At 56.3% G+C, this 23,461-nt stretch carries 17 protein-coding genes and 1 pseudogene; 1 reads left to right on the top strand and 17 read right to left on the bottom strand.

Annotated features, from left to right (window positions below; translation table 11 throughout):
• Window positions 1-9 precede the first annotated feature (9 nt).
• The 8 genes from priA to PXT33_RS07135 form a co-directional block, all read right to left on the bottom strand.
• Entirely contained in the window at window positions 10-2,268 is a 2,259-nt protein-coding gene (priA, locus tag PXT33_RS07170; protein WP_332376214.1) for a primosomal protein N', read from the bottom strand.
• A 21-nt stretch (window positions 2,269-2,289) separates the two neighbouring features.
• Window positions 2,290-2,862, bottom strand: a complete 573-nt coding sequence (gene gmk, locus PXT33_RS07165; protein WP_005940248.1) for a guanylate kinase — start codon at window positions 2,860-2,862, stop codon at window positions 2,290-2,292.
• On the bottom strand, window positions 2,849-3,130 hold the full coding sequence (locus PXT33_RS07160) for a DUF370 domain-containing protein (protein WP_005940246.1): 282 nt from the start codon (window positions 3,128-3,130) through the stop codon (window positions 2,849-2,851). The genes gmk and PXT33_RS07160 overlap by 14 nt, the downstream gene beginning before the upstream one ends.
• A 22-nt stretch (window positions 3,131-3,152) precedes the next feature.
• Window positions 3,153-4,031, bottom strand: coding sequence for a YicC/YloC family endoribonuclease (locus PXT33_RS07155; RefSeq protein ID WP_097774851.1), 879 nt, complete (start codon window positions 4,029-4,031; stop codon window positions 3,153-3,155).
• 231 nt (window positions 4,032-4,262) lie between these two features.
• Entirely contained in the window at window positions 4,263-4,604 is a 342-nt protein-coding gene (locus PXT33_RS07150; protein WP_044953484.1) for a transposase family protein, read from the bottom strand.
• Window positions 4,605-4,788: 184 nt separating this feature from the next.
• The gene (locus PXT33_RS07145; RefSeq protein ID WP_005940236.1) at window positions 4,789-6,192 is read right to left on the bottom strand and encodes an oxaloacetate decarboxylase subunit alpha; all 1,404 of its coding nucleotides are present in this window, start codon (window positions 6,190-6,192) and stop codon (window positions 4,789-4,791) included.
• A gap of 16 nt (window positions 6,193-6,208) precedes the next feature.
• Window positions 6,209-6,589: a biotin/lipoyl-containing protein gene (locus PXT33_RS07140; protein WP_005940233.1), complete on the bottom strand. Its 381-nt coding sequence runs from the start codon at window positions 6,587-6,589 to the stop codon at window positions 6,209-6,211.
• Window positions 6,590-6,638: 49 nt separating this feature from the next.
• Window positions 6,639-7,958 (bottom strand): carboxyl transferase domain-containing protein, encoded by a 1,320-nt coding sequence (locus PXT33_RS07135; protein WP_332376212.1) that lies wholly within the window; start codon window positions 7,956-7,958, stop codon window positions 6,639-6,641.
• A gap of 365 nt (window positions 7,959-8,323) precedes the next feature.
• Between PXT33_RS07135 and PXT33_RS07130 the strand changes: the two genes are divergently transcribed.
• A complete protein-coding gene (locus tag PXT33_RS07130) occupies window positions 8,324-10,279 on the top strand; it encodes a glycerophosphodiester phosphodiesterase family protein (RefSeq protein WP_332376211.1) in 1,956 nt (651 codons plus the stop codon).
• A 185-nt stretch (window positions 10,280-10,464) separates the two neighbouring features.
• Here PXT33_RS07130 and PXT33_RS07125 read toward each other — a convergent pair.
• The 9 genes and pseudogenes from PXT33_RS07125 to rpoC all read right to left on the bottom strand — a co-directional run bounded on the left by PXT33_RS07125 (window position 10,465) and on the right by rpoC (window position 23,356).
• Window positions 10,465-11,129 (bottom strand): annotated as a pseudogene (locus PXT33_RS07125) (hypothetical protein).
• A gap of 264 nt (window positions 11,130-11,393) precedes the next feature.
• A complete protein-coding gene (locus tag PXT33_RS07120) occupies window positions 11,394-11,951 on the bottom strand; it encodes a TetR/AcrR family transcriptional regulator (RefSeq protein ID WP_097781913.1) in 558 nt (185 codons plus the stop codon).
• Window positions 11,952-12,349: 398 nt separating this feature from the next.
• On the bottom strand, window positions 12,350-13,900 hold the full coding sequence (gene guaA, locus PXT33_RS07115) for a glutamine-hydrolyzing GMP synthase (RefSeq protein WP_044953447.1): 1,551 nt from the start codon (window positions 13,898-13,900) through the stop codon (window positions 12,350-12,352).
• Window positions 13,901-14,002: 102 nt separating this feature from the next.
• The gene (locus PXT33_RS07110; RefSeq protein ID WP_120079525.1) at window positions 14,003-14,635 is read right to left on the bottom strand and encodes a GyrI-like domain-containing protein; all 633 of its coding nucleotides are present in this window, start codon (window positions 14,633-14,635) and stop codon (window positions 14,003-14,005) included.
• A gap of 267 nt (window positions 14,636-14,902) precedes the next feature.
• Window positions 14,903-16,108: an elongation factor Tu gene (gene tuf, locus PXT33_RS07105; protein WP_005940209.1), complete on the bottom strand. Its 1,206-nt coding sequence runs from the start codon at window positions 16,106-16,108 to the stop codon at window positions 14,903-14,905.
• Window positions 16,109-16,283: 175 nt separating this feature from the next.
• Window positions 16,284-18,380, bottom strand: a complete 2,097-nt coding sequence (fusA, locus tag PXT33_RS07100) for an elongation factor G (RefSeq protein WP_242702867.1) — start codon at window positions 18,378-18,380, stop codon at window positions 16,284-16,286.
• Between the two features lie 54 nt (window positions 18,381-18,434).
• On the bottom strand, window positions 18,435-18,905 hold the full coding sequence (gene rpsG / locus PXT33_RS07095) for a 30S ribosomal protein S7 (RefSeq protein ID WP_005930552.1): 471 nt from the start codon (window positions 18,903-18,905) through the stop codon (window positions 18,435-18,437).
• A gap of 161 nt (window positions 18,906-19,066) precedes the next feature.
• Window positions 19,067-19,495 carry a 30S ribosomal protein S12 gene (rpsL, locus tag PXT33_RS07090; RefSeq protein ID WP_005940205.1) on the bottom strand — a complete coding sequence of 143 codons (429 nt, stop codon included), beginning with the start codon at window positions 19,493-19,495 and terminating at the stop codon, window positions 19,067-19,069.
• Between the two features lie 288 nt (window positions 19,496-19,783).
• Entirely contained in the window at window positions 19,784-23,356 is a 3,573-nt protein-coding gene (rpoC, locus tag PXT33_RS07085; RefSeq protein ID WP_249235795.1) for a DNA-directed RNA polymerase subunit beta', read from the bottom strand.
• Window positions 23,357-23,461 lie beyond the last annotated feature (105 nt).

Genomic DNA, 23,461 nt, shown 5'->3' with positions numbered 1-23,461 from the left:
ACCTCCAAATCAGATGTCACCGTCCGAGTGCAGGTCCACCGCAACGGTGGCCTTGGACGGAAGTTTTTCCTGTTCGTATCTTTCCAGTGTGCTGCGCACAAGGTCGCGGAAGCGGCGGTCGTTGCGGCACTTGATGGTAAGTTTGTAGCGGTAGGTGTCGTTGATTTTTTCAATGCTGCCGGGCGTGGGGCCAAGCACCCGCAGCGGCAGGTCCGGCTGTTTTGCCGCCTGCTGGCCCAGCAGGGCCGCAAAGCGCGCCGCCGCCCGTGCCACCTCGATCTCCTTTGCGCCTGCAAAGCCAATGACGCACAGCCCGCAGAAGGGCGGGTACAGGCCCAGCTTGCGGTAGGCGATCTCCTGCTCAAAAAAGGCATCGTAGTCCTGCGCGGCGGCAAGGTTCAGCACCGGGTTATCGGGGTCGGTGGTCTGGATGATGGCAAAGCCCGGGTCTCTGGCCCGTCCGCTGCGGCCCACCACCTGCGTGATGAGGCTGAACACGTTCTCATACGCGCGGAAGCCCTGCGCAAACAGCAGCGAGTCGATGCCCAGCACGCCCACAAGGGTCACATCCTCAAAATCCAGTCCCTTGGCCACCATCTGGGTGCCCACCATGATGTCATATTCGTGGTTCGCAAACCTTGCCAGCAGCTTTTCGTGGGCATCCTTTGCGGCAGTGGAATCCTGATCCATGCGCAGCACCCGCGCATCCGGGAACAGCTTTGCCAGCTCTTCCTCGGCTTTCTGGGTGCCGAAGCCCCGGTACTGCAGCTTGCCGCCGCAGGCGGGGCACACAGTGGGCGGTTCCATCTGGCTGCCGCAGTAGTGGCACAATACCTTGTGCGCCGCTTTGTGGTACACCATCGGCACGCTGCACTTTGTGCACTTGAGCACCTCGCGGCAGTCCTCGCACTGGGCCATGGTCTGGTAGCCCCGGCGGTTCAGCAGCAAAATGGTCTGCTTGCCTGCATCCAGATTGCGGCGGATGGCATCTTCCAGCGACAGACTGATCTCCCGCGGGTTGCCTGCCGCCAGCTCTGCGCGCATATCCACGATCTGCACCGTGGGCAGCGGGTTGCCGCCGTAGCGCTGGGTCAGCCGCACCAGCTGGGTGCGGCCATGCTGGGCCGCGTAAAAGCTCTCGGTGCTGGGGGTGGCGCTTGCCAGCAGAAGCAATGCACCGCTTTCCGCCGCGCGCTGCCGGGCCACCTCGTGGGCAGAATAGCGGGGCGCGGATTCCGAGCGGTAGGTGTGCTCCTGCTCCTCATCGATGATGATGAGCCCGATGTTTTCCAGCGGCGAAAAGATGGCACTGCGGGTACCCACCACGATGTCTGCGCCGCCGTCCTGGATCATCTGCCACTGCAAAAGGCGTTCGGTGTGGTTGAGGGCAGAGTGCTGCACCGCCACCCGGCGGCCAAACTGACTCTTGAGCCGCAGGATCATCTGCGGGGTCAGGCTGATCTCCGGCACCAGCACCAGCGCACGCCTGCCCTGCTCCAGACAGCGGGCAATGAGCTTTAAAAACACCAGCGTCTTGCCGCTGCCGGTCACGCCGTAGAGCAGCGCCGAGTGGGGTGCATCGTCTTCCAGCTTTGGCAGCAGAGCATCGTAAGCCGCCTGCTGCTCCTGCGTGAGGGTGATCGGCTCGTTTTTCAGCGGGATGGACGAATACAGGTCGATGGATTTGTTCACCTTGCTGCATTCCAGCACGCCTTTGGCGCACAGGTTATCCAGCACGGCACGGCTGATGCCCTTGTCTTCCAGCTCGTTCAGGGTGCGCGGCCCGCCGCCCAGCAGCGCCACTGCCGCCAATTGCTTGGCTGTCGGCTTCGGTTTTGGCGGCAGCCCGCCCACAAGGCGGTAGGAGTTCTCGGTGTGGCGGGTGAGCTGCTTTTGCAGCACCGGCGTTACGCCGTCTGCCGCCACGGCAGGCTTGTACTGTGCACCATAGGGAATGACCGCCTTGACCGCCTCGTAATAGGTGCAGAAGGTGCGCTCCTTCAGAAAATGCACCAGCCGCAGCAGTTCCGGGGTCAGACAGGCGGATGCCGGGGCCACGTCGAAAAGATATTTCAGCTTCGTGCTTTCCGGTTCGGCATCGCAGGCCAGCACCACGCCCATGCGGGCGCGGCTGCCGCGGCCAAAGGGCACCAGCACCATGCTGCCAAGTTTTACCGCATTCTGCTGATCCGGCATGACGGCATAGGTATAAAGCTTATCAAAGTGGAAGGTCGCATTGCTGACGGCAACGCCTACCGTTTTGGGCATTCGTCCAGCTCCTTCAAAATGTTATTCTGCGGCACCAATGCGCTGGCAGATGGCCTGATACAGTGCATCGGCGCAGGTATCGACCTGGTCGTTAACCAGCTTCAGGGTGAATTTATCCTGCTGGGCCAGCTCCTGTCGGGCGGTGGCAAGACGTTCCTGAATGCTGTCCTCGGTCTCGGTGCCGCGTCCCCGCAGACGGCGCTCCAGCTCCTCCACCGACGGCGGCAGCAGGAACACGGTGGTCGCGCCTGGGAACATGCGGCGGATGTTCGCTGCGCCGTGCACATCGATGACCAGAACGACCACCTTCCGGGCTGCAAGGCGCTTGTCCACTTCCTCGCGCAGGGTACCGTAGTAGTTGCCGTTGTAGAAGTTGTGCTCCACCACCTGATCGTTCTCGATCAGCTGCTGGAACTGCTCCCGGGTGCGGTAATAATAATCCACGCCCTCCTGCTCACCGGGACGCGGTGCGCGGGTGGTGGCGGAAACAGTCTTTTCGATCTCCGGGTGTGCTTCGCGCAGTGCCTTCACCACGCTGTCCTTGCCGGTACCGGCCGCGCCGGAGACCACAAACAAATATTTATCGTTCGCCATGGGTCTGTTCCTCCTCTGCTGGTGTTTTGCCCTCCTGCCCTGCCGCACGGTTGGCCACCGTTTCCGGCTGAAGCGCCGAGAGCACCACATGATCGGAGTCCATGATAAGCACTGCACGGGTGCTGCGGCCATAGGATGCATCGATCAGCATTCCGCGCTCCCGCGCTTCCTTTACAAGGCGCTTGACCGGGGCGGAATCCGGGCTGACCACTGCCACCACACGGCCTGCACTGACCATATTGCCAAACCCGATGTTGATGAGCTTCATAAACCCCTCCGAATTTTCTGTATCACTCCAGATTCTGGATCTGTTCGCGGATCTTTTCGATCTCCGCCTTCATATCCACCACGATGCGGGTGATATCCAGATCCTGACACTTGGAGCCGATGGTATTGGTCTCGCGGTTCAGCTCCTGCGTCAAAAAGTCCAACTTGCGGCCCACCGGCTCGTCCAGCTTGAGGATATCGCGGTACTGCGCAATGTGGCTGCGCAGGCGCACCGTTTCTTCATCCACAGCGGTCTTATCTCCAAAAATAGCGGCCTCGGTCAGCACGCGGGCATCGTCGATATCGCGGTCCTCCAGAATGACCTTGAGCTTCTCGTACAGGCGGTTGGTGTAGGCTTCCACGCGGCCTGCGCTCAAAGTCTCCACCCTGCCCACGCACTCCTCGAGGAAGTTCAGGCGGTTTTCCACGTCTGCCTTCATTTTGGCACCCTCGGCGGCGCGCATCTCCACAAAGCGGTCCAGCGCCTGTGCGGTAACGGCAGAAACATCTTCCCACAGCTGTTCCTCGTCCACATCCGCGTGGCGGGTGGTGAGCACATCCGGGAAGCGGGTCAGCACGCCCGCAGAGATATCGTTCTTGACACCCAGCTGTTCCGAAATATCCCGCATGGCCTGCTGGTAGCTGCGTGCCAGCTCCATGTTGACGGCCACCACCGTATCGGCAGCGTCCACATTCTGCACGGTCATGCTCAGCTCCACCTTGCCGCGGGAAATGCGCTCGTTGAGCTGCTTTTTCAAGCGGCTGTCCAGATAGCTGCAGGTGCGCGGGATGCGCGAAGAATACTCAAAGTAGCGGGAATTCACGCTGCGCAGCTCCACCGTGATCTCACGGCCATTGCGCACAGCAGTCCCCCGGCCAAAGCCGGTCATGCTTAAGATCATAACGCTCTCCTGTTCTTACATTTTCAGTGTTTCAGCTTACAAGTTTCGGTATACGTATCCGCCTTTGGGTACACAAACCCATGTTACGATACATATAGTTTCATTTTACTATTCTTCGGCTCAAAATTCAAGGTGCACTGTTGCGTGCCGCCGCCAAAACCGGCCGCAATACACGGTGCAAAGCAAAAAAGCTCTGATACAAAATCTTCCGATCCCGTATCAGAGCCTGTTTCAGTTGGTTTTATATACGCAGGTCACGCTGTTCTGCAGCAGATTTGCGTTCAGCAGTGCGCGCTCCACCCAGTGGATATTGTCCGCAATGGTATCGCGGGAGACACCGTATTCTGCCGCAATGTTCTCCATGCTGCGGTACTCGCGGCGGTAGAGCAAAGTCAGCACCAGCTTATCCTGCATTGTGATCTTGGTAAAATGCGGCCTGCGCCGGTGCTCCTTGCAATAAGCCGCATTCAGTGCTTCCAGCATCTGGGCAAATTCCTTCCGGGTGATGCCGAAGGTAAATTCATAATCCTGCTCTGTAAATTCCGCAAGGCGCTGTGCCGTGATGCTTCTCATGCAGATCACCTCTTCTTTTTCCGGGGATGCCCGGGTGTCGGCTGCATCCATTTTGATTCATTATAAAATGGATGGATTTTCATGTCAATGAGCCGCCGCCCATTTTGGGGGCCAGATCCGGTGCAAAACACAAAAGGAGCCTCCCGCCGCAAAAGCGAGAAGCTCCTGAATCCGTTATGAAAGATCAGACGGGATGAGACTGATTGGTGTAGTCCACATGGTCGCCGTCCACGCCCTGCTTCTTGGCATTGCGCTTTTCAAAGAACTTGGGTGCCACCTGCGGGAACATTGCGTAGGTCAGCACATCCTCTTCCTGCGTTGCCCACTTGGCAGCTTCTGCCTTCAGCTTGTCCATCTCAGGAGCCAGAGTATCAGCAAAGCGGCAGGTAATGGGCTGCTCATCGCCCAGGATCTTCTTGGTGAACTCGGGCTTGATGGGAGCGGGAGTCTTGCCGTAATCACCGTGGACCAGACCCTTGAACTCCTTGGTGACCATCTTATAGCGCTCGCCCAGGATCACATTGAACACAGCCTGCGTACCAACGATCTGGCTGGTGGGGGTGACCAGCGGCGGATAGCCTGCATCCTCGCGGACGCGGGGGATCTCTGCCAGCACTTCGTCCAGCTTATCTTCCTTGCCGGCATCCTTCAGCTGTTTGAGCATGTTGGAGAACATGCCGCCCGGCACCTGATACAGCAGGGTGTTTGCATCCACGCCCAGGCTCTTCGGGCTGATCTGGCCGTTGGCAATGTACTTCTCGCGCAGCTTTGCAAAGTATGCGCGCACAACGTTCAGCTGCTTCAGATCCAGACCGGTGTCGTAATCGGTGCCCTGCAGGGCAGCGACCAGACTCTCGGTGGGCATGTGGCTGGTGCCCAGGCTCAGGGGGCTCATGGCGGTATCGATGATGTCGGCACCTGCCTCGATGCCCTTCAGGATGGACATGGAAGCCAGACCTGCGGTGTAGTGGCTGTGGATGTCAACAGGGATGCTGACGGTCTCCTTCAGCTTCTTCACCAGATCGTAGCAGGTATAGGGGGTCAGCAGACCGGCCATATCCTTGATGCAGATGGAGTTTGCGCCCATCTCCTCCAGGGTCTTGGCGTAGGCTGCAAAGTACTCGTTGTTGTGCACGGGGCTGAGGGTGTAGCTGATGCAGCCCTGCACATGAGCGCCTTCCTTGTTGGCTGCCTTGATGGCGGTCTGCAGGTTGCGCGGATCGTTCAGTGCATCGAAAATACGGATCACGTCGATGCCGTTTGCAACAGACTTCTGCACAAAGTACTCAACGGCATCGTCTGCGTAGGGGCGGTAGCCCAGCATGTTCTGGCCGCGGAACAGCATCTGCAGCTTCTGGTGGGGCAGTTCCTTGCGCAGGATGCGCAGGCGCTCCCACGGGTCTTCGTCCAGAAAGCGGATGCAGCTGTCGAACGTAGCGCCGCCCCAGCACTCCACGGAGAAGTAGTTAATCTTATCCATTTCCGGCAGGATGGGACGCATCTCATCCATGGTCATGCGGGTGGCCAGCAGAGACTGGTGGGCATCGCGCAGGACGACCTCAGTAACCTTGATCGGCTTTTTGGCCATGATTGTCACCTCTCCCTTAGTTCATGGAAACCAGAACGTCACCGGAGTTGACGGTGTCGCCCTTGTTGACGTTGATGGAAGCCACAGTGCCATCCTGCGGAGCAACGATCTCGTTCTCCATCTTCATGGCCTCCAGGATCACCAGCACGTCGCCAGCCTTCACGGATGCACCGGCCTTGACCTTGACATCCAGAATGTTGCCGGGCATGGGAGCCTTGACGGCAACGGCACCAGCAGCGCCTGCAGCAGCCTTGGGAGCAGCAGCGGGAGCCGGAGCAGCCTTAGGAGCAGCGGGTGCGGCAGGAGCTGCAGCAGCAACCGGAGCAGCACCAGCGGCAGTCTCCTCCACGGAGACGCTGTAAGCAACGCCATTGACGGTAATATTGTAGTACTTCATGGAAGGATCCTCCAAATCAAAATCGTATCAAAAAGATTTATACAGACGATTACAGAGCCATGTTGCCGTGCTTCTTGGGCAGGCGGGCAGCACGCTTGGTGCTCAGCAGTTCCAGTGCGGCAACAACGCTTGCACGCACATTGGCTGCATCGCAGGTCAGGTCAGCAGCGCCGCAGGCAACTGCATTTGCTGCGCTGCACACCTCGGCGGTGTAAGCAGCAGCCTTTGCGTTGGTGGCTGCAATGATGTTGTCGGAAGCATCGATCTCTTCCTTGTACAGGACACTGACCGCTGCGCTGGGTTCCAGTGCGCTGACGGTGCAGCCAGTCACGGCAATGCGCAGATCGGCAGCAGCCAGAGCGGTGTAAACAGGGCCGACAGCCTTGCCAGCCAGCACAGCCACCTTTGCGGTGGTAGCGTCGGCATAGGTAGCAGCCAGACGGGCAGCCTCACGGATGCCGCCTGCAATGTCATCGGTCGCGCTGGGCACAAAGCCCTCGGTATCCACAATGGTGATCACCGGCACGCTGAAGGCATCGCACAGGCGCACAAAGCGGGAAGCCTTGGCCACGCAGTTGTGGCACAGGGTCTTGCCGGTGGCCACAACGCCCACGGCGTTGCCGCCCACGGTGGCAAATGCGGTGTAAACAGACTTGCCAAAGCCTGCATACAGCTCCACAGCGCTGTCCTTATCGACCACGGCAGCAGCAGCCTTTGCAGGCTCTGCACCGGCAGCCAGAGCAGCAGTGGGCTGCTCGAACTCAAAGATCGCAGGGCCGGTCAGGTTGTTGGCCGGCAGCAGGCCCACGATGTGAGCAGCTTTCTCGGCAGCTTCCTCAGCAGTGGGTGCCACAATGGCGGCCACACCAGCCTTTGCAGCGGCGGCTGCGGTGCCGGCATCGGCCACCTTGTCGCCCTTGGCAGCAGAGGTGAACGGAGCGGTGAAGAACAGCTCTGCGCCCTCAGCCATGATGCAGACATCTGCATTGGCAGCGCTCAGTGCGCTGGTGCCGCCGCAGACACCCAGAACAACAGCCACCTGCGGGATCACGCCGGAAACCTTTGCGATCTGCGCATTCAGCTTTGCGCTGGCGGTCAGCACGTCCAGACCCTCAGCCAGCTTTGCGCCGACGGAGTTGTAGAAGGTGACGACCGGGCAGCCAGTCTGAGCTGCCATCTCCAGAACTTTGATGTTCTTTTCAACATCCTTTACGGTAACAGCTTCGCCGTTCTGGTAAACAGCGTAAGCCTGCTGACCTGCCGCATAGCCGCAAGCAGCGCTCACTGCACCGTCAGCAAACAGTGCAGTGTATTCCCCGTCATCAAAAAACTTGGCGAGGATTTCTCCCTTATTGATCTTTGAAGCCATGGTAAGACCTCCTGGTTGTCTGTGTGAGCTTTCAAAATTAGTTTTATTATACTGAATTTTCCATAAAAATGCAAGAGATTCTATAAAAGTCCATGCGAATCAACATCTGTCGGCAAAGTTCTACAATTTTTTAACGATTCATCGTTTCTCCGCTTTCTCGCCTTTTTGCGGGCATTTTGCGCCGCACACTCAGCTGCCAAAAATTCTCTTTCAATTTTGTGGATTCTGTCTGCCCCTGCTGCATTTTATTTTATAAGAAGTTATGTTACACTATATTTAATATGTAAATTTTTTTCGCAGAACAGCCCGCCGGGAAGCTTCGGGGCGGGTCATTTTGCAGAATATAAAAGGACGGCCATGTCAAATTGAAAAATCTGCTCACTTCACTCCGCGCCTCCAACGAAACCTACAACTCCATGAAACACTCCGCCCGGGCTATCATCCGCCGCGCCGAGATCCCCCTGCTCGCGGTCATCGTCCTGTATAAGGCTGCAACGAACCTGCTGTTCGTCCCCCTGATGCAGCAGCTCTGGTCGCTCACGCTGCGGTTCGCACCCATGCACTACCTGAGCAACAACAACGCTTCCGATATCTTTTCCTCCCCTGCGATCATCCTGTGCATCACGCTCATTGCCATCCTGACCGCGTTCTGGGCGCTGTATGAGTTTTCCGTCCTGCTGCATGGGCTGGATCTTGCCCGCAAGGGCGAAACGATCCGCCTGCCTGCCCTGCTGCGCACCTCTCTTGCAGATATCCGCCACGCATTCCTGCCGCAAAACTGGCTCGTTCTGGTCTACAGTGCCGTGCTGATCCCGTTCACCAACTTCTTCCTCGCCTATAACTATATCACGCAGCTTGCCGTGCCGGAATACATCATGGGTGTCATCCGGGCAAACAGCCGGTATTACCTGCTCTATCTGGCTGCCGGTGCCGCCTTGCTGTTCCTCTGTGTCAGCTGGGTGCTGGTGCTGCCGCTGTTCGTGCTGGAGCGCAAAAGCCTGTGGCAGTCGGTAAAGGAAAGCTTTTGCTGCATCCGCAGGCGCGTCTTCCGTGCTTTTCTTTTGCTGCTGCGCTGGAACCTCTCGGTCGTCCTGCGTTCCCTGCTGCTGACGGCAGCGGTTGCCGTGCCGCTGTACGGCATCATCATCGCGGTCGGGCTGCAGAGCACACAGGCCATGTTTGCACTGTCCCGCGCGGCGCTGGCCATTGAGATGCCTTTCTTCCAGTTCCTGATCGACTGCGCCATCACCATGGCGCAGTGCACGATCCTCGCCATGCTACACTGCCGCCTGCGGGAGTCTCTCCCCTCTGAGCCGGAGCCGGTCCAGAGCGGAAAGCATCACCGTTCCACCGGCAGGCTGCTTCTGGGTGCATCGGTTGCGGGTGCTACTCTGCTCACCTTTGCGCTGGCATTCTGTTACCTTGCCCTGCCCAGAGACGACGAGCTGCTCTCCATGCTGGGCGGCGTTGCGCCGGTAGTCACCGCGCACCGCGGCTACTCCGCTGCCGCACCGGAAAACACCCTGCCCGCTTTCCAGCTGGCCATCGATCAGGGCTGCGAGTGGGCCGAGCTGGATGTGCAGATGACCAGGGACGGCGTGGTCATGGTGACCCACGATACCAGCCTGCGCCGCTGCACCGGCCGCAACGAGAACATCTACGACCTGACCTGTAACGAGGTTCGCAAGCTGGATGCCGGGCGCTGGTTCGGCCAGAAGTACACTGGTGCCAAAGTTCCCACACTGGAAGAAGTGCTGGACCTGTGCAAAGGTAAGATCCAGCTGAACATTGAGATCAAGCCCAATGCCGCCACCCCGGAGCTGGAAGCGGAAACCATCCGCATCATCCGCGAAAAAGGCTTTGCGCAGGACTGCACCATCACCTCGCAGAGTTATGAAACCCTCTGCAAGGTCAAGGAGCTGGCACCGGAGATCCGGACCGGCTATATCCTTGCACTGGGCGTGGGCAGTTATTACGATCTGCCTGCCGCAGATTTCTTCAGCGTACAGTCCACCTTTATCACCTCTGGTATGGTGCAGCAGATCCATAAGCGCAGCAAGACGATCTCCGCATGGACCGTCAACCGCGAAGAGGATGCCAGCGAACTGCTGAGCATCGGCGTGGACGACCTGATCACCGATAAGCCGGATATGATCCAGCAGCTGCTGAGCGAGGATGCCGACCTTGACAACAGCCTCGTCCTCCTGCGCGACTTCATCCGCGACCTGTTCGCTCCGTCCGATGTCGATGAACCCACTCCTGAGGAAGAGACCATCGAAGAAGCCATCGAGGACCCGGACGAATTGCTGGATGCGTCGTAATCGCGGCAAACATCAAGTATTCTGTTAAACTACCCGTACACACATAAAAAGCCCCCTGCCAGTTCATCACCGGCAGGGGGCTTACAAGTTTACCTGATCCAGTTTTATCAAGAAAGATCATTCCAATTCGGTAAGCTTGGATCTTTACGAAGCAATTTATTTAATAAATCGGTACTGTGAACAAATCACTTACATTCCTTCTTCATAGCAGAATAGCCGATGAGAACGGTCCACACATAGGCGCAGGTCTTGGGGATCATCAGCATACCGATCATGGGGACGGTATTGGCCCAAAGAACAACGGGAATGTAGAACCCGAAGCTCAGCACGATGGTCAGCCACATCCAGCGGAAAGCCGAGTCGTCATGCTCCTTGGCACTGCGGTAGAACAACACGATGATCAGCAGGCCCATCAGTGCAAAAGGAATGTTACGGTAAATGCCCCAGGACAGCGGGGATTCGGCGCTCAGCCACTGGTTCTGCGGCATCATGCACAGGATAACACGCACGGCAGCCAGACCGTAGACGGCGGCAGTCAGGCCATTGTTGCCCTTGACCCGGTAGCGCTCACGCCAGACATAGTACAGCAGCACATAAAAGACAGTCATTGTCACAGAGGTGATCCACTTACCCAGACCCAGGGGACGGTAAAGTTTTCAAAGCCCGTGGTGCATAGAGCCAGAGCACGGGGAATCAGATGGAACGAGTCGCCGGCACCCAGAACGACAGCCATCAGGCCGAACAGCTTGAACTGGTGGCTGCCCTTGCAGCCACGAATCATCAGGATACCGATGGTGATGACGGATACCAGATACACAGCATCAAAAACAGTTTCTACGATTGCTTGCATAGTTGATTGCTCCTTGTTGATAGATTAAATTGATTGTAACACTGCATTTTTTGCAGGGCCGACTTCGTTTTTACGGTCATCAAGGGCTTGCTCGGCAAAGTTGCATCCAAAGCGCAGGATGTTGAAGCTGGCAGCGCTCCACACAAGGCAGGCGAGCAGCAATAGGATATTGCGATGGACTTTCCTAGGAGTGTCCCTTTTAAGTGAACATTGTTCATTTTAGGCATTATAAAATTCCCACAGCAGTGTGGGAAGAAAATGCGGTCAATATAAGGTTCTGCGCACGATTTCCAGCACAGCGGCGGGGTCGTAGTCCTGCCGCAGCAAGGCAGACAGCATCAGCGAAAATAGAACATCGGCAAATTTTTCAACGGTGAATTGCGCGTTAAAAGCGTCCGGACGGATTTTGGTATCCTGTTGCAGCACCGTACACAGACCATTTAAGATATGGTGCCAGATTTGCTGCATGTGCCGTTTGCCATCGGCCTTGTCCTCCTGCATAAAGCCGAGAGAGTGCAGTGTGAAGAATCCAGGATACTGCTCACAGCCGTAGGCCATGCGCTCGTACATCCATTTGACACAGGTCTGCACATCCTGAAATACAGCCTCGTCCTGCGGGCGGTGGAAAATTTCGCACCAGACGCTCTCGACCGTGGCGCTGATAAGCTCAGCCTTGGAGTCATAATAGTTGTAGATCGAGCCGACCGAGACCCCGCATGCCGAGGCGACAGAACGGATACTGACCGCCGCCCAGCCCTTTTCCCGGATAAGCTCACGGCTGTTTTTTAAGATATCTTCCTTGGAGGTTACGATTGTATTCATGTGGTCACCCTCAATATGAACAATGTTCATTTTTATTATACTGCCCGTTCCCACTTTGTCAAGAGGATTTCATAAGAGGTTTATATTTTTGTGGTTATCCCTTTGAGCCATGTTCACGAATGGAAAATATGAATCAGCTGAAAGTTTACAAACCAAACACAGGTTTCTGCATTGGCTACACGTAATGATCAGCAAGCGTCCCGGCACAGTTGAAAGCCCCGGGGGAATCCATCGGAGACGGCATCAAAAAAGAAGAAAAGCCGTAAAGCTGTTACCAAAGTGTTACCCCAAACAAAAAAGCCCCGCTTTTCGGGGGGTATTTTCCGAAAAGCAGAGCCTTTATTTGCGTTATTTCGTTATATTGTTGAAGGGTCTAAAAAGTCGGAAGGATTTTTTCATTACTCGAGCTCAATGGTTGCCGGCGGCTTACCGGTGCAATCATAGAACACGCGGTTCACATGCTTGACCTCATTGACGATACGGCTGGTGACAGTGCCCAGAACATCCCAGGGCATATTATAGCTCTCCGCGGTCATAAAGTCGGTGGTGGTCACAGCACGCAGCGCCACAGCGTAATCATAGGTGCGCTCGTCGCCCATGACGCCCACACTGTGCATGTTGGTCAAGGCTGCATAGTACTGGCTGATCTCCTTATCCAGACCCGCCTTTGCGATCTCCTCACGCCAGATCGCGTCGGCATCCTGCACGATAGCCACCTTCTCCGGGGTCACTTCGCCGATGATGCGGATGCCAAGACCCGGGCCGGGGAACGGCTGACGGCTGACCAGATATTCGGGCAGGCCCAGCTCACGGCCGGCCTGACGCACCTCGTCTTTGAACAGGTTGCGCAACGGCTCCACCAACTCCTTGAAGTCCACGGTGTCGGGCAGACCGCCGACGTTGTGGTGGCTCTTGATAACAGTGGACTCACCGCCCAGACCGCTCTCAACGACATCCGGGTAAATGGTACCCTGTGCCAGGAAATCCACCTTGCCGATCTTCTTGGCCTGCTCTTCAAACACACGGATGAACTCTTCGCCGATGATCTTGCGCTTGCGCTCCGGCTCGGTGACACCAGCCAGCTTTGCAAAGTAGCGTTCGCGGGCATCCACACAGATAAAGTTGATATCAAAGCCGTTGGCATTGCCCGGGCCGAATACAGAGCAGACCTCTTCCTTCTCGTTCTTACGCAGCAGACCGTGATCCACGAACACGCAGGTCAGCTGCTTGCCGATGGCCTTAGCCAGCATAGCTGCCAGAACGGAGGAATCCACGCCGCCGGACAAGGCGCACAACACCTTGCCATCGCCGATGCGCTCACGCAGGGCCTTGACGTTGTTCTCCACAAAGGAGTCCATCTTCCAGTCGCCGGTGCAGCCGCAGACGTTGTACACGAAGTTGCGCAGCATCTTCTTGCCTTCCGCAGTGTGCAGCACTTCCGGATGGAACTGGACCGCGTACAGGCCCTTCTCAGCGTTCTCTGCCGCAGCTACCGGACAGTTGACCGTGTGAGCAGTGATCTTAAAGCCGGGCGCTGCCTGCTCAATATAGTCGTTGTGGCTCATCCAGCAAATGGTGGAGGGCTGCACATCGGTGAACATCTTGCTGTTCGTGTCCACGAACACCTCAGTCTTGCCGTACTCGCGCTCCGGTGCGCGGCAGACATGGCCGCCCAGCAGATGCATCATCAGCTGGCTGCCGTAGCAGATGCCCAGCACAGGCACACCCCAGTTGAAGATCTCAGGGTCGATCGTAGGGGAATCCTCCAGATAAACGCTGTTGGGGCCACCGGTAAAGATGATACCCTTGGGGTTCTTTGCCTTGATAACCGACAGATCGGTTTTATAGGAATAGATTTCACAGTAGACATTGTTCTCGCGGACGCGGCGCGCGATCAGCTGATTGTACTGGCCGCCAAAGTCCAGCACGATGACAGTTTCATGCTGCATGAAGTTCTCTCCTCCCTTATCCATTCAATGTGTTTCTACAGATAAAATCAGTATAGCACATCTGCCAAATAAAAGCGACATCATTTGTGAATTTTCCTGTTTTTATTTTTCACGTATGGGATGCCGCAGAACTGTTTTCAGTGTCCCCGGTGCAGCACGGCGAGGATCACTCAGATAAATTTCGTGGTGGAAGCGTGTCTCTGAAAAATCAAGCCTATACCCCTGCTCTACGGCAAAGGCATCCATCTGCGCCAGCGTTTTCGGTTCTTCATCATAAGGGCCGATATGCAGGCACTGAACGCAAAGTCCCTCATCATAGGTCAGGAATTCCGCCTTGGAAAAATCCTTTTTCTTTTTTGCCGTTGCTTCCTGTACGGCCCAATCAAACGCTTCCGGCGTCACGAATTCTGGCAGTCGGATCATGGATGTCCACTCAAATGTTTCTTTATGTGCATAGTCAACGCCATCCACGCCCTTCTGATGCCACAAGCCCTCCAACGGTGGAACCACATATTCAAAATAGCCGTCCATCTTGTGGCTGCCCTTATAGCTCATTTTGATGGTGAAAGCAATGCCGTACAGCACTCCCATAGCCTCCTGATAGGCTCCACCCGGAGCATTCGGGTCACCCTTGCCGTGCACTGCCACAAAATTCATACGCGGTATCGTAATCAGATGCGGTTTTTTCGGCGGGAGATAAAATTCCCTGTACTCTTTCTTATAATCAAACGGCATTACTCTTCACCCCATCCAGAAGTTCATGCTGCTTCTTTTTTGCTGAATCCCCTCAGCACCAGCCGATAGGACTTTTCCAGCATTTCCTTTTTCAGTATACCAGAACAACCTTGTTTTGTAAACAAAAAGTTGTGACATGCCGCAAAAAAATCCCCTGCCCTTACAGACAGAGGATCTAAAACAAAAAGAGACCTTCCCACTCTCCGGAATGGGAAGGTCTCTCGTAAGTTTAACCTTTAGCCTTAGGAAAGGCGCGAAGGGTCAAAATCACTCAATGATCTTGCCAACAACGCCAGAACCAACGGTACGGCCACCCTCACGGATAGCGAAACGCAGGCCCTCTTCCATAGCAACAGGGGTCAGCAGCTCAACGTGCATCATGACGTTATCGCCGGGCATGCACATCTCAGTGCCTTCGGGCAGAGTGATGATACCGGTCACGTCGGTGGTGCGGAAGTAGAACTGAGGACGATAGTTGGAGAAGAACGGGGTGTGACGGCCGCCTTCGTCCTTGGTCAGAACGTACACCTGAGACTCGAAGGTCTTGTGGGGGTGCACGGAACCGGGCTTAGCCAGAACCTGACCACGCTCGATCTGAGTACGATCAACACCACGCAGCAGAGCGCCGATGTTATCGCCAGCCTCAGCGAAGTCCAGAGACTTACGGAACATCTCCAGACCGGTAATGGTGGTGCTCAGACGATCGGGCTTGATGCCGACGATCTCCATAGCATCGCCAACCTTAGCAATACCACGCTCAACACGACCGGTTGCAACAGTACCACGGCCAGAAATGGTCATGACATCCTCGATGGGCATCAGGAAGGGCTTGTCTTCCTCACGATCGGGGTTGGGGATATAGGTGTCAACAGCGTCCATCAGCTCCTTGATGCAAGCATACTCGGGAGCATTGGGATCAGTGGAGGTAGACTCCAGAGCCTTCAGAGCGGAACCACGAATGATCGGGGTGTCGTCGCCGGGGAAGTCGTACTCGGTCAGCAGCTCACGGATCTCCATCTCAACCAGATCCAGCAGCTCTTCGTCGTCGACCATATCGCACTTGTTCATGAACACGACGATATAGGGCACGCCGACCTGACGAGCCAGCAGGATGTGCTCACGGGTCTGGGGCATGGGACCATCGGTAGCAGCAACGACCAGGATAGCGCCGTCCATCTGAGCAGCACCAGTGATCATGTTCTTGACGTAGTCAGCATGGCCCGGGCAGTCAACGTGAGCATAGTGACGAGCGTCGGTCTGATACTCAACGTGAGCGGAGTTGATCGTGATACCACGAGCACGCTCCTCAGGAGCCTTATCGATGTTGGCATAATCCATGAAGTCTGCGTCGCCCTTCAGAGCCAGGTACTTGGTGATAGCGGCGGTCAGAGTGGTCTTGCCGTGGTCAACGTGACCGATGGTGCCGATGTTCACATGCGGCTTAGAACGGTCGAACTTTGCCTTTTCAGCCATTGGAATATCCTCCCTTAATTTAGGTTTTGATATTTGGTTACAACAACCCTGCAAGATGTAGACATTGCATTGCAAGGCTATTCTACTAAATTTGCCCTGTAAAATCAAGTGCTTTTACAGGAAATTTTGCCGAGGTTACACTACCCCGGCAAAATCTTTATCCATTTTTCAGGAATCAGCCCTTGGTGCGGCCAGCGATGATCTGGTCAGCAATGTTCTTAGGCACCGGCTCGTAGTGAGACGGCTCCATGACATACTGGCCACGGCCCTGAGTCTTGGAACGCAGGTCGGTAGCGTAGCCGAACATCTGAGCCAGAGGCACAAATGCATTGACGCGCTGAGTACCAGCCATAGCTTCCATGCCCTGAATCTGACCACGGCGTGCATTCAGGTCGCCGATAACATCGCCCAGATACTCATCGGGAACGATAACTGCAACCTTCATGATAGGCTCAGTGATGATAGGATCAGCCTTGCGCATAGCATCCTTGAACGCCATAGAACCAGCAATGGAGAAGGCCATTTCAGAGGAGTCGACCTCATGATAAGAACCATCCCACAGGGTAACCTTGACATCAACGACAGGATAGCCAGCCAGAACACCGGACTTCATAGCACCCTGGATACCGTTGTCGATAGCCGGGATGTATTCCTTCGGGATGGCACCGCCAACGATGGCGTTGACGAACTCGTAACCCTTGCCGGGCTCGTTGGGCTCGATCTTGATCTTAACATGACCGTACTGGCCCTTACCACCGGACTGACGTGCGTACTTGGTCTCCTGGTTGGCCTCTTTGCGGATGGTCTCACGGTAAGCAACCTGAGGTGCACCCACGTTTGCTTCAACCTTGAACTCACGCAGCAGACGGTCAACGATGATCTCCAGGTGCAGCTCGCCCATACCGGCGATGATGGTCTGACCGGTCTCTTCGTCAGTGTAGGTCTTGAAGGTCGGATCCTCTTCAGCCAGCTTTGCCAGCGCGATGCCCATCTTCTCGTTGCCGGCCTTGGTCTTGGGCTCGATGGCAACACGGATAACAGGCTCGGGGAACTTCATGGACTCCAGAATGATGGGATGATTCTCATCACACAGAGTGTCACCGGTAGTGGTGTTCTTCAGACCGACAACAGCAGCGATATCACCTGCGTAGCAGCAGTCGATATCCTTGCGGTGGTTAGAATGCATCTGCAGGATGCGGCCCATACGCTCCTTGCTGTCCTTCACGGAGTTGTAGACAGTGGTACCTGCCTCAACCTTACCGGAGTAAACACGGAAGTATGCCAGCTTACCAACGAACGGGTCGGTAGCGATCTTGAAGGCCAGAGCTGCGAAGGGAGCGTCGTCAGAAGACGGACGGGTCTCCTCTTCCTCAGTCTCGGGATTCACGCCCTTGATGTCAGGGACATCGGTAGGAGCGGGCATATAGTCAACGATAGCGTCCAGCAGCTTCTGGACACCACGGTTCTTGTAGGAAGAACCGCAGACAACGGGAACCAGCGTGTTAGCGATGGTCTCCTTGCGGATCGCAGCCTTCAGCTCGGCACGGGTGATCTCCTCGCCCTCGAGGTACTTCTCCATCAACTCTTCGTCGTTCTCAGCAACAGCCTCGATCAGAATGTTGTGGTACTCCTCGGCCTGCTCACGCATATCCTCGGGGATGGGCTCAGTGCGCATGTCGTTGCCCATATCGTCGTAGTAGACCTCAGCGTTCATATCGACCAGGTCAACGATACCGCGGAAGGTATCCTCCTGACCGATAGGCAGCTGGATCGCCACGCCGTTTGCGTGCAGACGATCGTGCAGCATCTTGATGCAGCGGAAGAAGTCGGCACCCATGGTGTCCATCTTGTTAACGTACACCATACGGGGAACCTTGTACTCGTCAGCCTGACGCCAAACGGTCTCAGACTGCGGCTCAACACCGCCCTTTGCAGCCAGAACGGTCACAGAACCGTCCAGCACGCGCAGGGAACGCTGGACCTCAACAGTGAAGTCCACGTGGCCCGGGGTGTCGATGATGTTGATGCGGTGACGGTTCTTCTTGAATGCAACCGGATCCTTCTGGGTTTCAGAGTGGCTCCAGTAGCAGGTGGTAGCAGCGGAAGTGATGGTGATACCACGCTCCTGCTCCTGAACCATCCAGTCCATGGTAGCGCCGCCATCATGAACTTCGCCGATCTTGTGGTTGATACCGGTGTAGTACAGAATACGCTCGGTAGTAGTAGTTTTACCAGCATCAATGTGGGCCATAATGCCGATATTTCTCGTCATCTGAAGAGAAACTTCTCTGGGTGTAGCCATGAAATTAACCTCCTACAGAACAGATCAATAACGGAAATGAGCGAAAGCCTTGTTGGCCTCTGCCATCTTGTGAGTATCCTCACGCTTCTTCACGGCGTTACCAGTGTTGTTGGCAGCATCCATGATTTCAGCAGCCAGACGCTGAGCCATGGTCTTCTCACCACGGCTGCGGCTGTAGGCAGTCAGCCAGCGCAGACCCAGGGTCTCGCGGCGAGCCGGGCTGACTTCCAGAGGAACCTGGTAGTTAGCACCGCCAACGCGGCGGGTCTTGCACTCGAGGCTGGGCATGATGTTCTCCATCGCCTTCTCGAAAGTCTCCAGAGGATCGTTGCCGGTCTTCTCCTGAATCATGGAGAAAGCTTCGTAAACGATCTTCTGAGCGACGCCCTTCTTGCCATCCAGCATAACGCTGTTGACCAGACGAGTGACCATCTTGGAATTGTAAATAGGATCAGCTAAGACATCGCGCTTAGCAATGTTACCTCTTCTAGGCATCTTTCTTCCCTCCTTCACAGAATGATATCATCGGTACTCGAAAGTAATAAAACTCCCGTTGTGTCACAAAGAGCTGACCTTTACATAAACTGTTGCCCTCCGCTTTGCAAGCGGACTTGTTATTTATATAATGGAAAGCCGTTTATGGCGGTTGTCCTCAATTACTTCTTTGCAGCACCGGCCTTAGGACGCTTTGCGCCGTACTTGGAGCGGGCCTGATTACGGCCTGCCACACCCTGAGTATCCAGGGTACCACGGATGATGTGGTAACGCACACCGGGCAGGTCCTTAACACGACCGCCACGGATCAGCACGACGGAGTGCTCCTGCAGGTTATGGCCGATACCGGGAATGTAAGAGGTGACCTCGATACCATTCGTGAGGCGGACACGAGCAACCTTACGCAGAGCAGAGTTGGGCTTCTTGGGGGTCATGGTACGAACAGCAGTGCAGACACCACGCTTCTGGGGGCTGTTCAGATCAGAATACTGTTTCTTCTGAGAATTGTAGCTCTTCAGCAGTGCGGGAGCGGTACTCTTGGTAGCCAGAACCTGACGGCCCTTGCGTACAAGCTGGTTAAAAGTAGGCATTTTGTTTCTCCTTTCTTAATAATGCACATCGGACTTTTTCCGACTTTTTTGCCGCACTATCCCCATGAGGGATGCGCAACAGTTATATAATACTCGCTTTACAGGCGGATGTCAACAGTTTTTGCAAAGTTTTTTGCATTTATTCCAGATTTTTTCTTTCAGCATTTTTTCGACGTAAAACGCACGGTTTTCTCCCCTGTTTCCGCTTTTCCGGGCATATAAAAACCGCCCTGCAGGCGGATGCCCACAGAGCGGTCCATTGTTTTATTTCAGAAGAAGGAGCTTTGCTTACTGTACAGCAGCTGCCTGTTCGGCAGCGATCTCAGCATCGCGCTCAGCCTCACGGTTCTTCAGATCCTCACGGACTTCCGGCAGACCAGTACCTGCGGGGATCAGCTTACCAATGATGACGTTCTCCTTCAGGCCGGCCAGCGGGTCGACCTTGCCCTTGATGGCAGCTTCGGTCAGCACGCGGGTGGTCTCCTGGAAGGATGCAGCGGACAGGAAGGAGTCGTTTGCCAGAGCAGCCTTGGTGATGCCCAGCAGCACCTGCTGGTACTCGACCAGCTTCAGGCCCTCTTCACCAGCGTCGATGCGCTGCTGCAGATCGGCGTTGATGCTCTCCACTTCCAGACGGCTTGCCAGTGCACCGCCGATCAGGTTGGAAGAACCGGAATCAGTCACGCGCACCTTGCGGCACATCTGACGGACGATGACTTCGATATGCTTATCGTTGATCTCAACGCCCTGCAGACGGTAGACCTTCTGAACTTCGTTGATCAGGTAGTTCTGGACATCCTCCAGACCCTTGATTGCCAGAATATCCTGCGGATACAGAACACCTTCACGGGTGATGATGTCGCCCTTCTCCACACGGTCACCCGGCATCACGCGGGAATGCTGGGTGAACGGGATGGAATAGCTCTTTACGACCTCGGCACCGTTCTCGTCCTTGCCGGTCACCTTGATAACGACATTCTTCTTGGTATCGTCCTGAGAAACGACACCAGAGATCTCGCTCATGATGGCCATGCTCTTGGGACGGCGGCTCTCGAACAGCTCTTCAACACGGGGAAGACCCTGCGTGATATCTTCAGCAGATGCGATACCGCCGGTATGGAAGGTACGCATGGTCAGCTGAGTACCAGGCTCGCCGATGGACTCTGCGGCGATAACGCCGACAGACTCGCCCAGACGGACCGGCTCGCCGTTTGCCATATCGGAACCGTAGCAGCGTGCGCAGACACCGGTCTTTGCACGGCAGGTCAGCAGGCTGCGGATCTTCAGCTTGGTAATGCCAGCAGCCTCGATCTCGTTTGCATCGTACAGGTCGATCATCTTGCCTTCCGGCACGATCACCTTGCCGGTGACGGGGTTGACCACATCGCCCACAGCGAAGCGGCCGATCAAGCGCTCGCGGAAGCTCTCGATCTTCTCCTTGCCCTCGTGGATCTCAGACACCCACAGGCCGTCGGTGGTGCCGCAGTCGATCTCGCGCACAATGACATCCTGAGAGACATCGACCATGCGGCGGGTCAGGTAACCGGAGTCAGCGGTACGCAGAGCGGTATCGGCCAGACCCTTACGGGCACCACGGGCAGAAACGAAATATTCCAGAATATTCAGACCTTCACGGTAGTTGGCACGAATGGGCATCTCGATGGTGTGGCCGGCGGTGTTTGCCAGCAGGCCGCGCATGCCGGCCAGCTGCTTGATCTGGTTCATAGAACCACGAGCACCGGAGTCAGCCATCATATAGATCTCATTGTCCTTGGGCAGGTTGTCTGCCAGAGCCTTGGAGACCTTATCGGTGGTAGCCTGCCAGATGGCGATGGTCTGGTTGTAACGCTCGTTGTCGGAGATCAGGCCGCGGTTGAACAGCCTGCCGACCTTTGCGATCTGCTGGTCAGCCTCAGCGATCAGTTCCTGCTTCTGCGGCGGGATCACAGCGTCGCACACAGCGACGGAGATTGCAGACAGAGTGGAGTACTTGTAGCCCTGCGCCTTGATGGCATCCAGCATCTTTGCACACTTGCGGGTGCCGTTGCGGGTCATGCAGCGGGAAATGATGTCGGGCAGAGTCTTCTTGGTCACGCGGAAGCTGACCTCGTACTCCAGCCAGTGCTCGGGATCAGTACGGTCGATATAACCCAGATTCTGAGGAACAGGGTTATTGAAGATGATGCGGCCGACGGTGGCTTCCACCAGACCGGTGCGCTCCACGCCGTCAATGGTCATGGTGCGGCGCACCTTGATGGGTGCGTGCAGGGTAACGATGTGCTCTGCATAAGCCATCAGGGCTTCGTTCTCATCGCGGAACACCTTGCCTGCGCCCTCGTCATTTTCACGAACGGTGGTCAGGTAGTAGCTGCCCAGGATCATATCCTGCGTAGGCACGGTAACAGGTGCGCCGTCAGAGGGCTTCAGCAGGTTGCCGGAAGCCAGCATCAGCATCTTGGCCTCACGGCAGGCATCCTCGCCCAGAGGCAGATGCACTGCCATCTGGTCACCGTCGAAGTCGGCGTTGAATGCAGTACATGCCAGCGGGTGCAGCTTGATTGCACGGCCCTCCACCAGCACCGGGTTGAAAGCCTGAATGCCCAGACGGTGCAGGGTAGGTGCACGGTTCAGCAGAACGGGGTGGCCCTTGATCACAGTCTCCAGGCTGTCCCACACTTCGGGCTTAGCGCGCTCCACCATCTTGCGGGCGGACTTGATGTTGTTGGCAATGCCCTTCTCCACCAGATCCTTCATGACAAAGGGCTTGAACAGCTCCAGAGCCATTTCCTTGGGCAGACCGCACTGATCCATCTTCAGCTCAGGGCCGACGACGATAACAGAACGACCGGAGTAGTCAACACGCTTGCCCAGCAGGTTCTGACGGAAGCGGCCCTGCTTGCCCTTCAGCATATCGGAAAGGCTCTTCAGTGCGCGGTTGTTGGGGCCGGTGACCGGACGGCCGCGGCGGCCGTTGTCGATCAGGCTGTCCACTGCTTCCTGCAGCATACGCTTCTCGTTGCGCACGATGATGTCGGGAGCGCCCAGCTCCAGCAGACGGCGCAGACGGTTGTTGCGGTTGATCACGCGGCGGTACAGGTCGTTCAGGTCGGAGGTGGCAAAACGGCCGCCGTCCAGCTGGACCATGGGGCGCAGGTCAGGCGGCAGAACAGGCAGCACATCCATGACCATCCATTCAGGACGGTTGCCGGAAATGCGGAATGCCTCAACTACTTCCAGACGCTTGAGGATGCGCACGCGCTTCTGGCCGGAGGACTTTTCCACCTCGGCAGTCAGCTCTTCACTCAGCTGATCCAGATCGATCTCCTTCAGCAGATCCTGAATGGCCTCAGCGCCCATAGCAGCCTCGAACTCATCACCGTAGTGGTCGCGCATCTCACGATACTCGCTCTCGGTGAGCAGCTGCTTCTTTTCCAGACGGGTAGCGCCCGGATCAGTGACGATATAGCTTGCAAAGTACAGCACCTTCTCCAGCAGGCGGGGGCTGATGTCCAGCATCAGGCCGATGCGGCTGGGGATGCCCTTGAAGTACCAGATGTGGCTGACGGGAGCGGCCAGCTCAATGTGGCCCATGCGCTCACGGCGGACCTTGGCCTTGGTCACTTCAACGCCGCAGCGGTCGCAGATCTTGCCCTTGTAGCGGATGCGCTTATACTTACCGCAGTGGCACTCCCAGTCCTTGGTAGGTCCAAAAATGCGCTCACAGTACAAGCCGTCGCGCTCCGGCTTCAGGGTACGGTAGTTGATGGTCTCAGGCTTTTTGACCTCGCCGTAGCTCCAGTTGCGGATCTGCTCCGGGGAGGCAAGGCCGATCTTGATGGAATCGAAAACGTTGTTTTCCATGAAACGAACCCTTTCTTAATCTCTAGTTGTCTCGATGATACAGGCGGCTTTCTTGTTCAGACCACAGGCCCCTCTCCCCTGCCGCAGCACGCGGAACAGGGGGCT

Origin of the sequence: Faecalibacterium taiwanense (genome assembly GCF_036632915.2) — a bacterium.
In the GTDB taxonomy this organism is placed as follows: domain Bacteria; phylum Bacillota; class Clostridia; order Oscillospirales; family Ruminococcaceae; genus Faecalibacterium; species Faecalibacterium taiwanense.
The sequence above is the reverse complement of the archived record's forward strand: the minus strand, read 5'-3'. Positions and strand labels throughout refer to the sequence as shown.

Coding starts and splice junctions, on each gene's coding strand:
- priA (WP_332376214.1), bottom strand. CDS start 2,268: ATGCCCAAAACGGTAGGCGTTGCCGTCAGCAATGCGACCTTCCACTTT.
- gmk (WP_005940248.1), bottom strand. CDS start 2,862: ATGGCGAACGATAAATATTTGTTTGTGGTCTCCGGCGCGGCCGGTACC.
- PXT33_RS07160 (WP_005940246.1), bottom strand. CDS start 3,130: ATGAAGCTCATCAACATCGGGTTTGGCAATATGGTCAGTGCAGGCCGT.
- PXT33_RS07155 (WP_097774851.1), bottom strand. CDS start 4,031: ATGATCTTAAGCATGACCGGCTTTGGCCGGGGGACTGCTGTGCGCAAT.
- PXT33_RS07150 (WP_044953484.1), bottom strand. CDS start 4,604: ATGAGAAGCATCACGGCACAGCGCCTTGCGGAATTTACAGAGCAGGAT.
- PXT33_RS07145 (WP_005940236.1), bottom strand. CDS start 6,192: ATGGCCAAAAAGCCGATCAAGGTTACTGAGGTCGTCCTGCGCGATGCC.
- PXT33_RS07140 (WP_005940233.1), bottom strand. CDS start 6,589: ATGAAGTACTACAATATTACCGTCAATGGCGTTGCTTACAGCGTCTCC.
- PXT33_RS07135 (WP_332376212.1), bottom strand. CDS start 7,958: ATGGCTTCAAAGATCAATAAGGGAGAAATCCTCGCCAAGTTTTTTGAT.
- PXT33_RS07120 (WP_097781913.1), bottom strand. CDS start 11,951: ATGAATACAATCGTAACCTCCAAGGAAGATATCTTAAAAAACAGCCGT.
- guaA (WP_044953447.1), bottom strand. CDS start 13,900: ATGCAGCATGAAACTGTCATCGTGCTGGACTTTGGCGGCCAGTACAAT.
- PXT33_RS07110 (WP_120079525.1), bottom strand. CDS start 14,635: ATGCCGTTTGATTATAAGAAAGAGTACAGGGAATTTTATCTCCCGCCG.
- tuf (WP_005940209.1), bottom strand. CDS start 16,108: ATGGCTGAAAAGGCAAAGTTCGACCGTTCTAAGCCGCATGTGAACATC.
- fusA (WP_242702867.1), bottom strand. CDS start 18,380: ATGACGAGAAATATCGGCATTATGGCCCACATTGATGCTGGTAAAACT.
- rpsG (WP_005930552.1), bottom strand. CDS start 18,905: ATGCCTAGAAGAGGTAACATTGCTAAGCGCGATGTCTTAGCTGATCCT.
- rpsL (WP_005940205.1), bottom strand. CDS start 19,495: ATGCCTACTTTTAACCAGCTTGTACGCAAGGGCCGTCAGGTTCTGGCT.
- rpoC (WP_249235795.1), bottom strand. CDS start 23,356: ATGGAAAACAACGTTTTCGATTCCATCAAGATCGGCCTTGCCTCCCCG.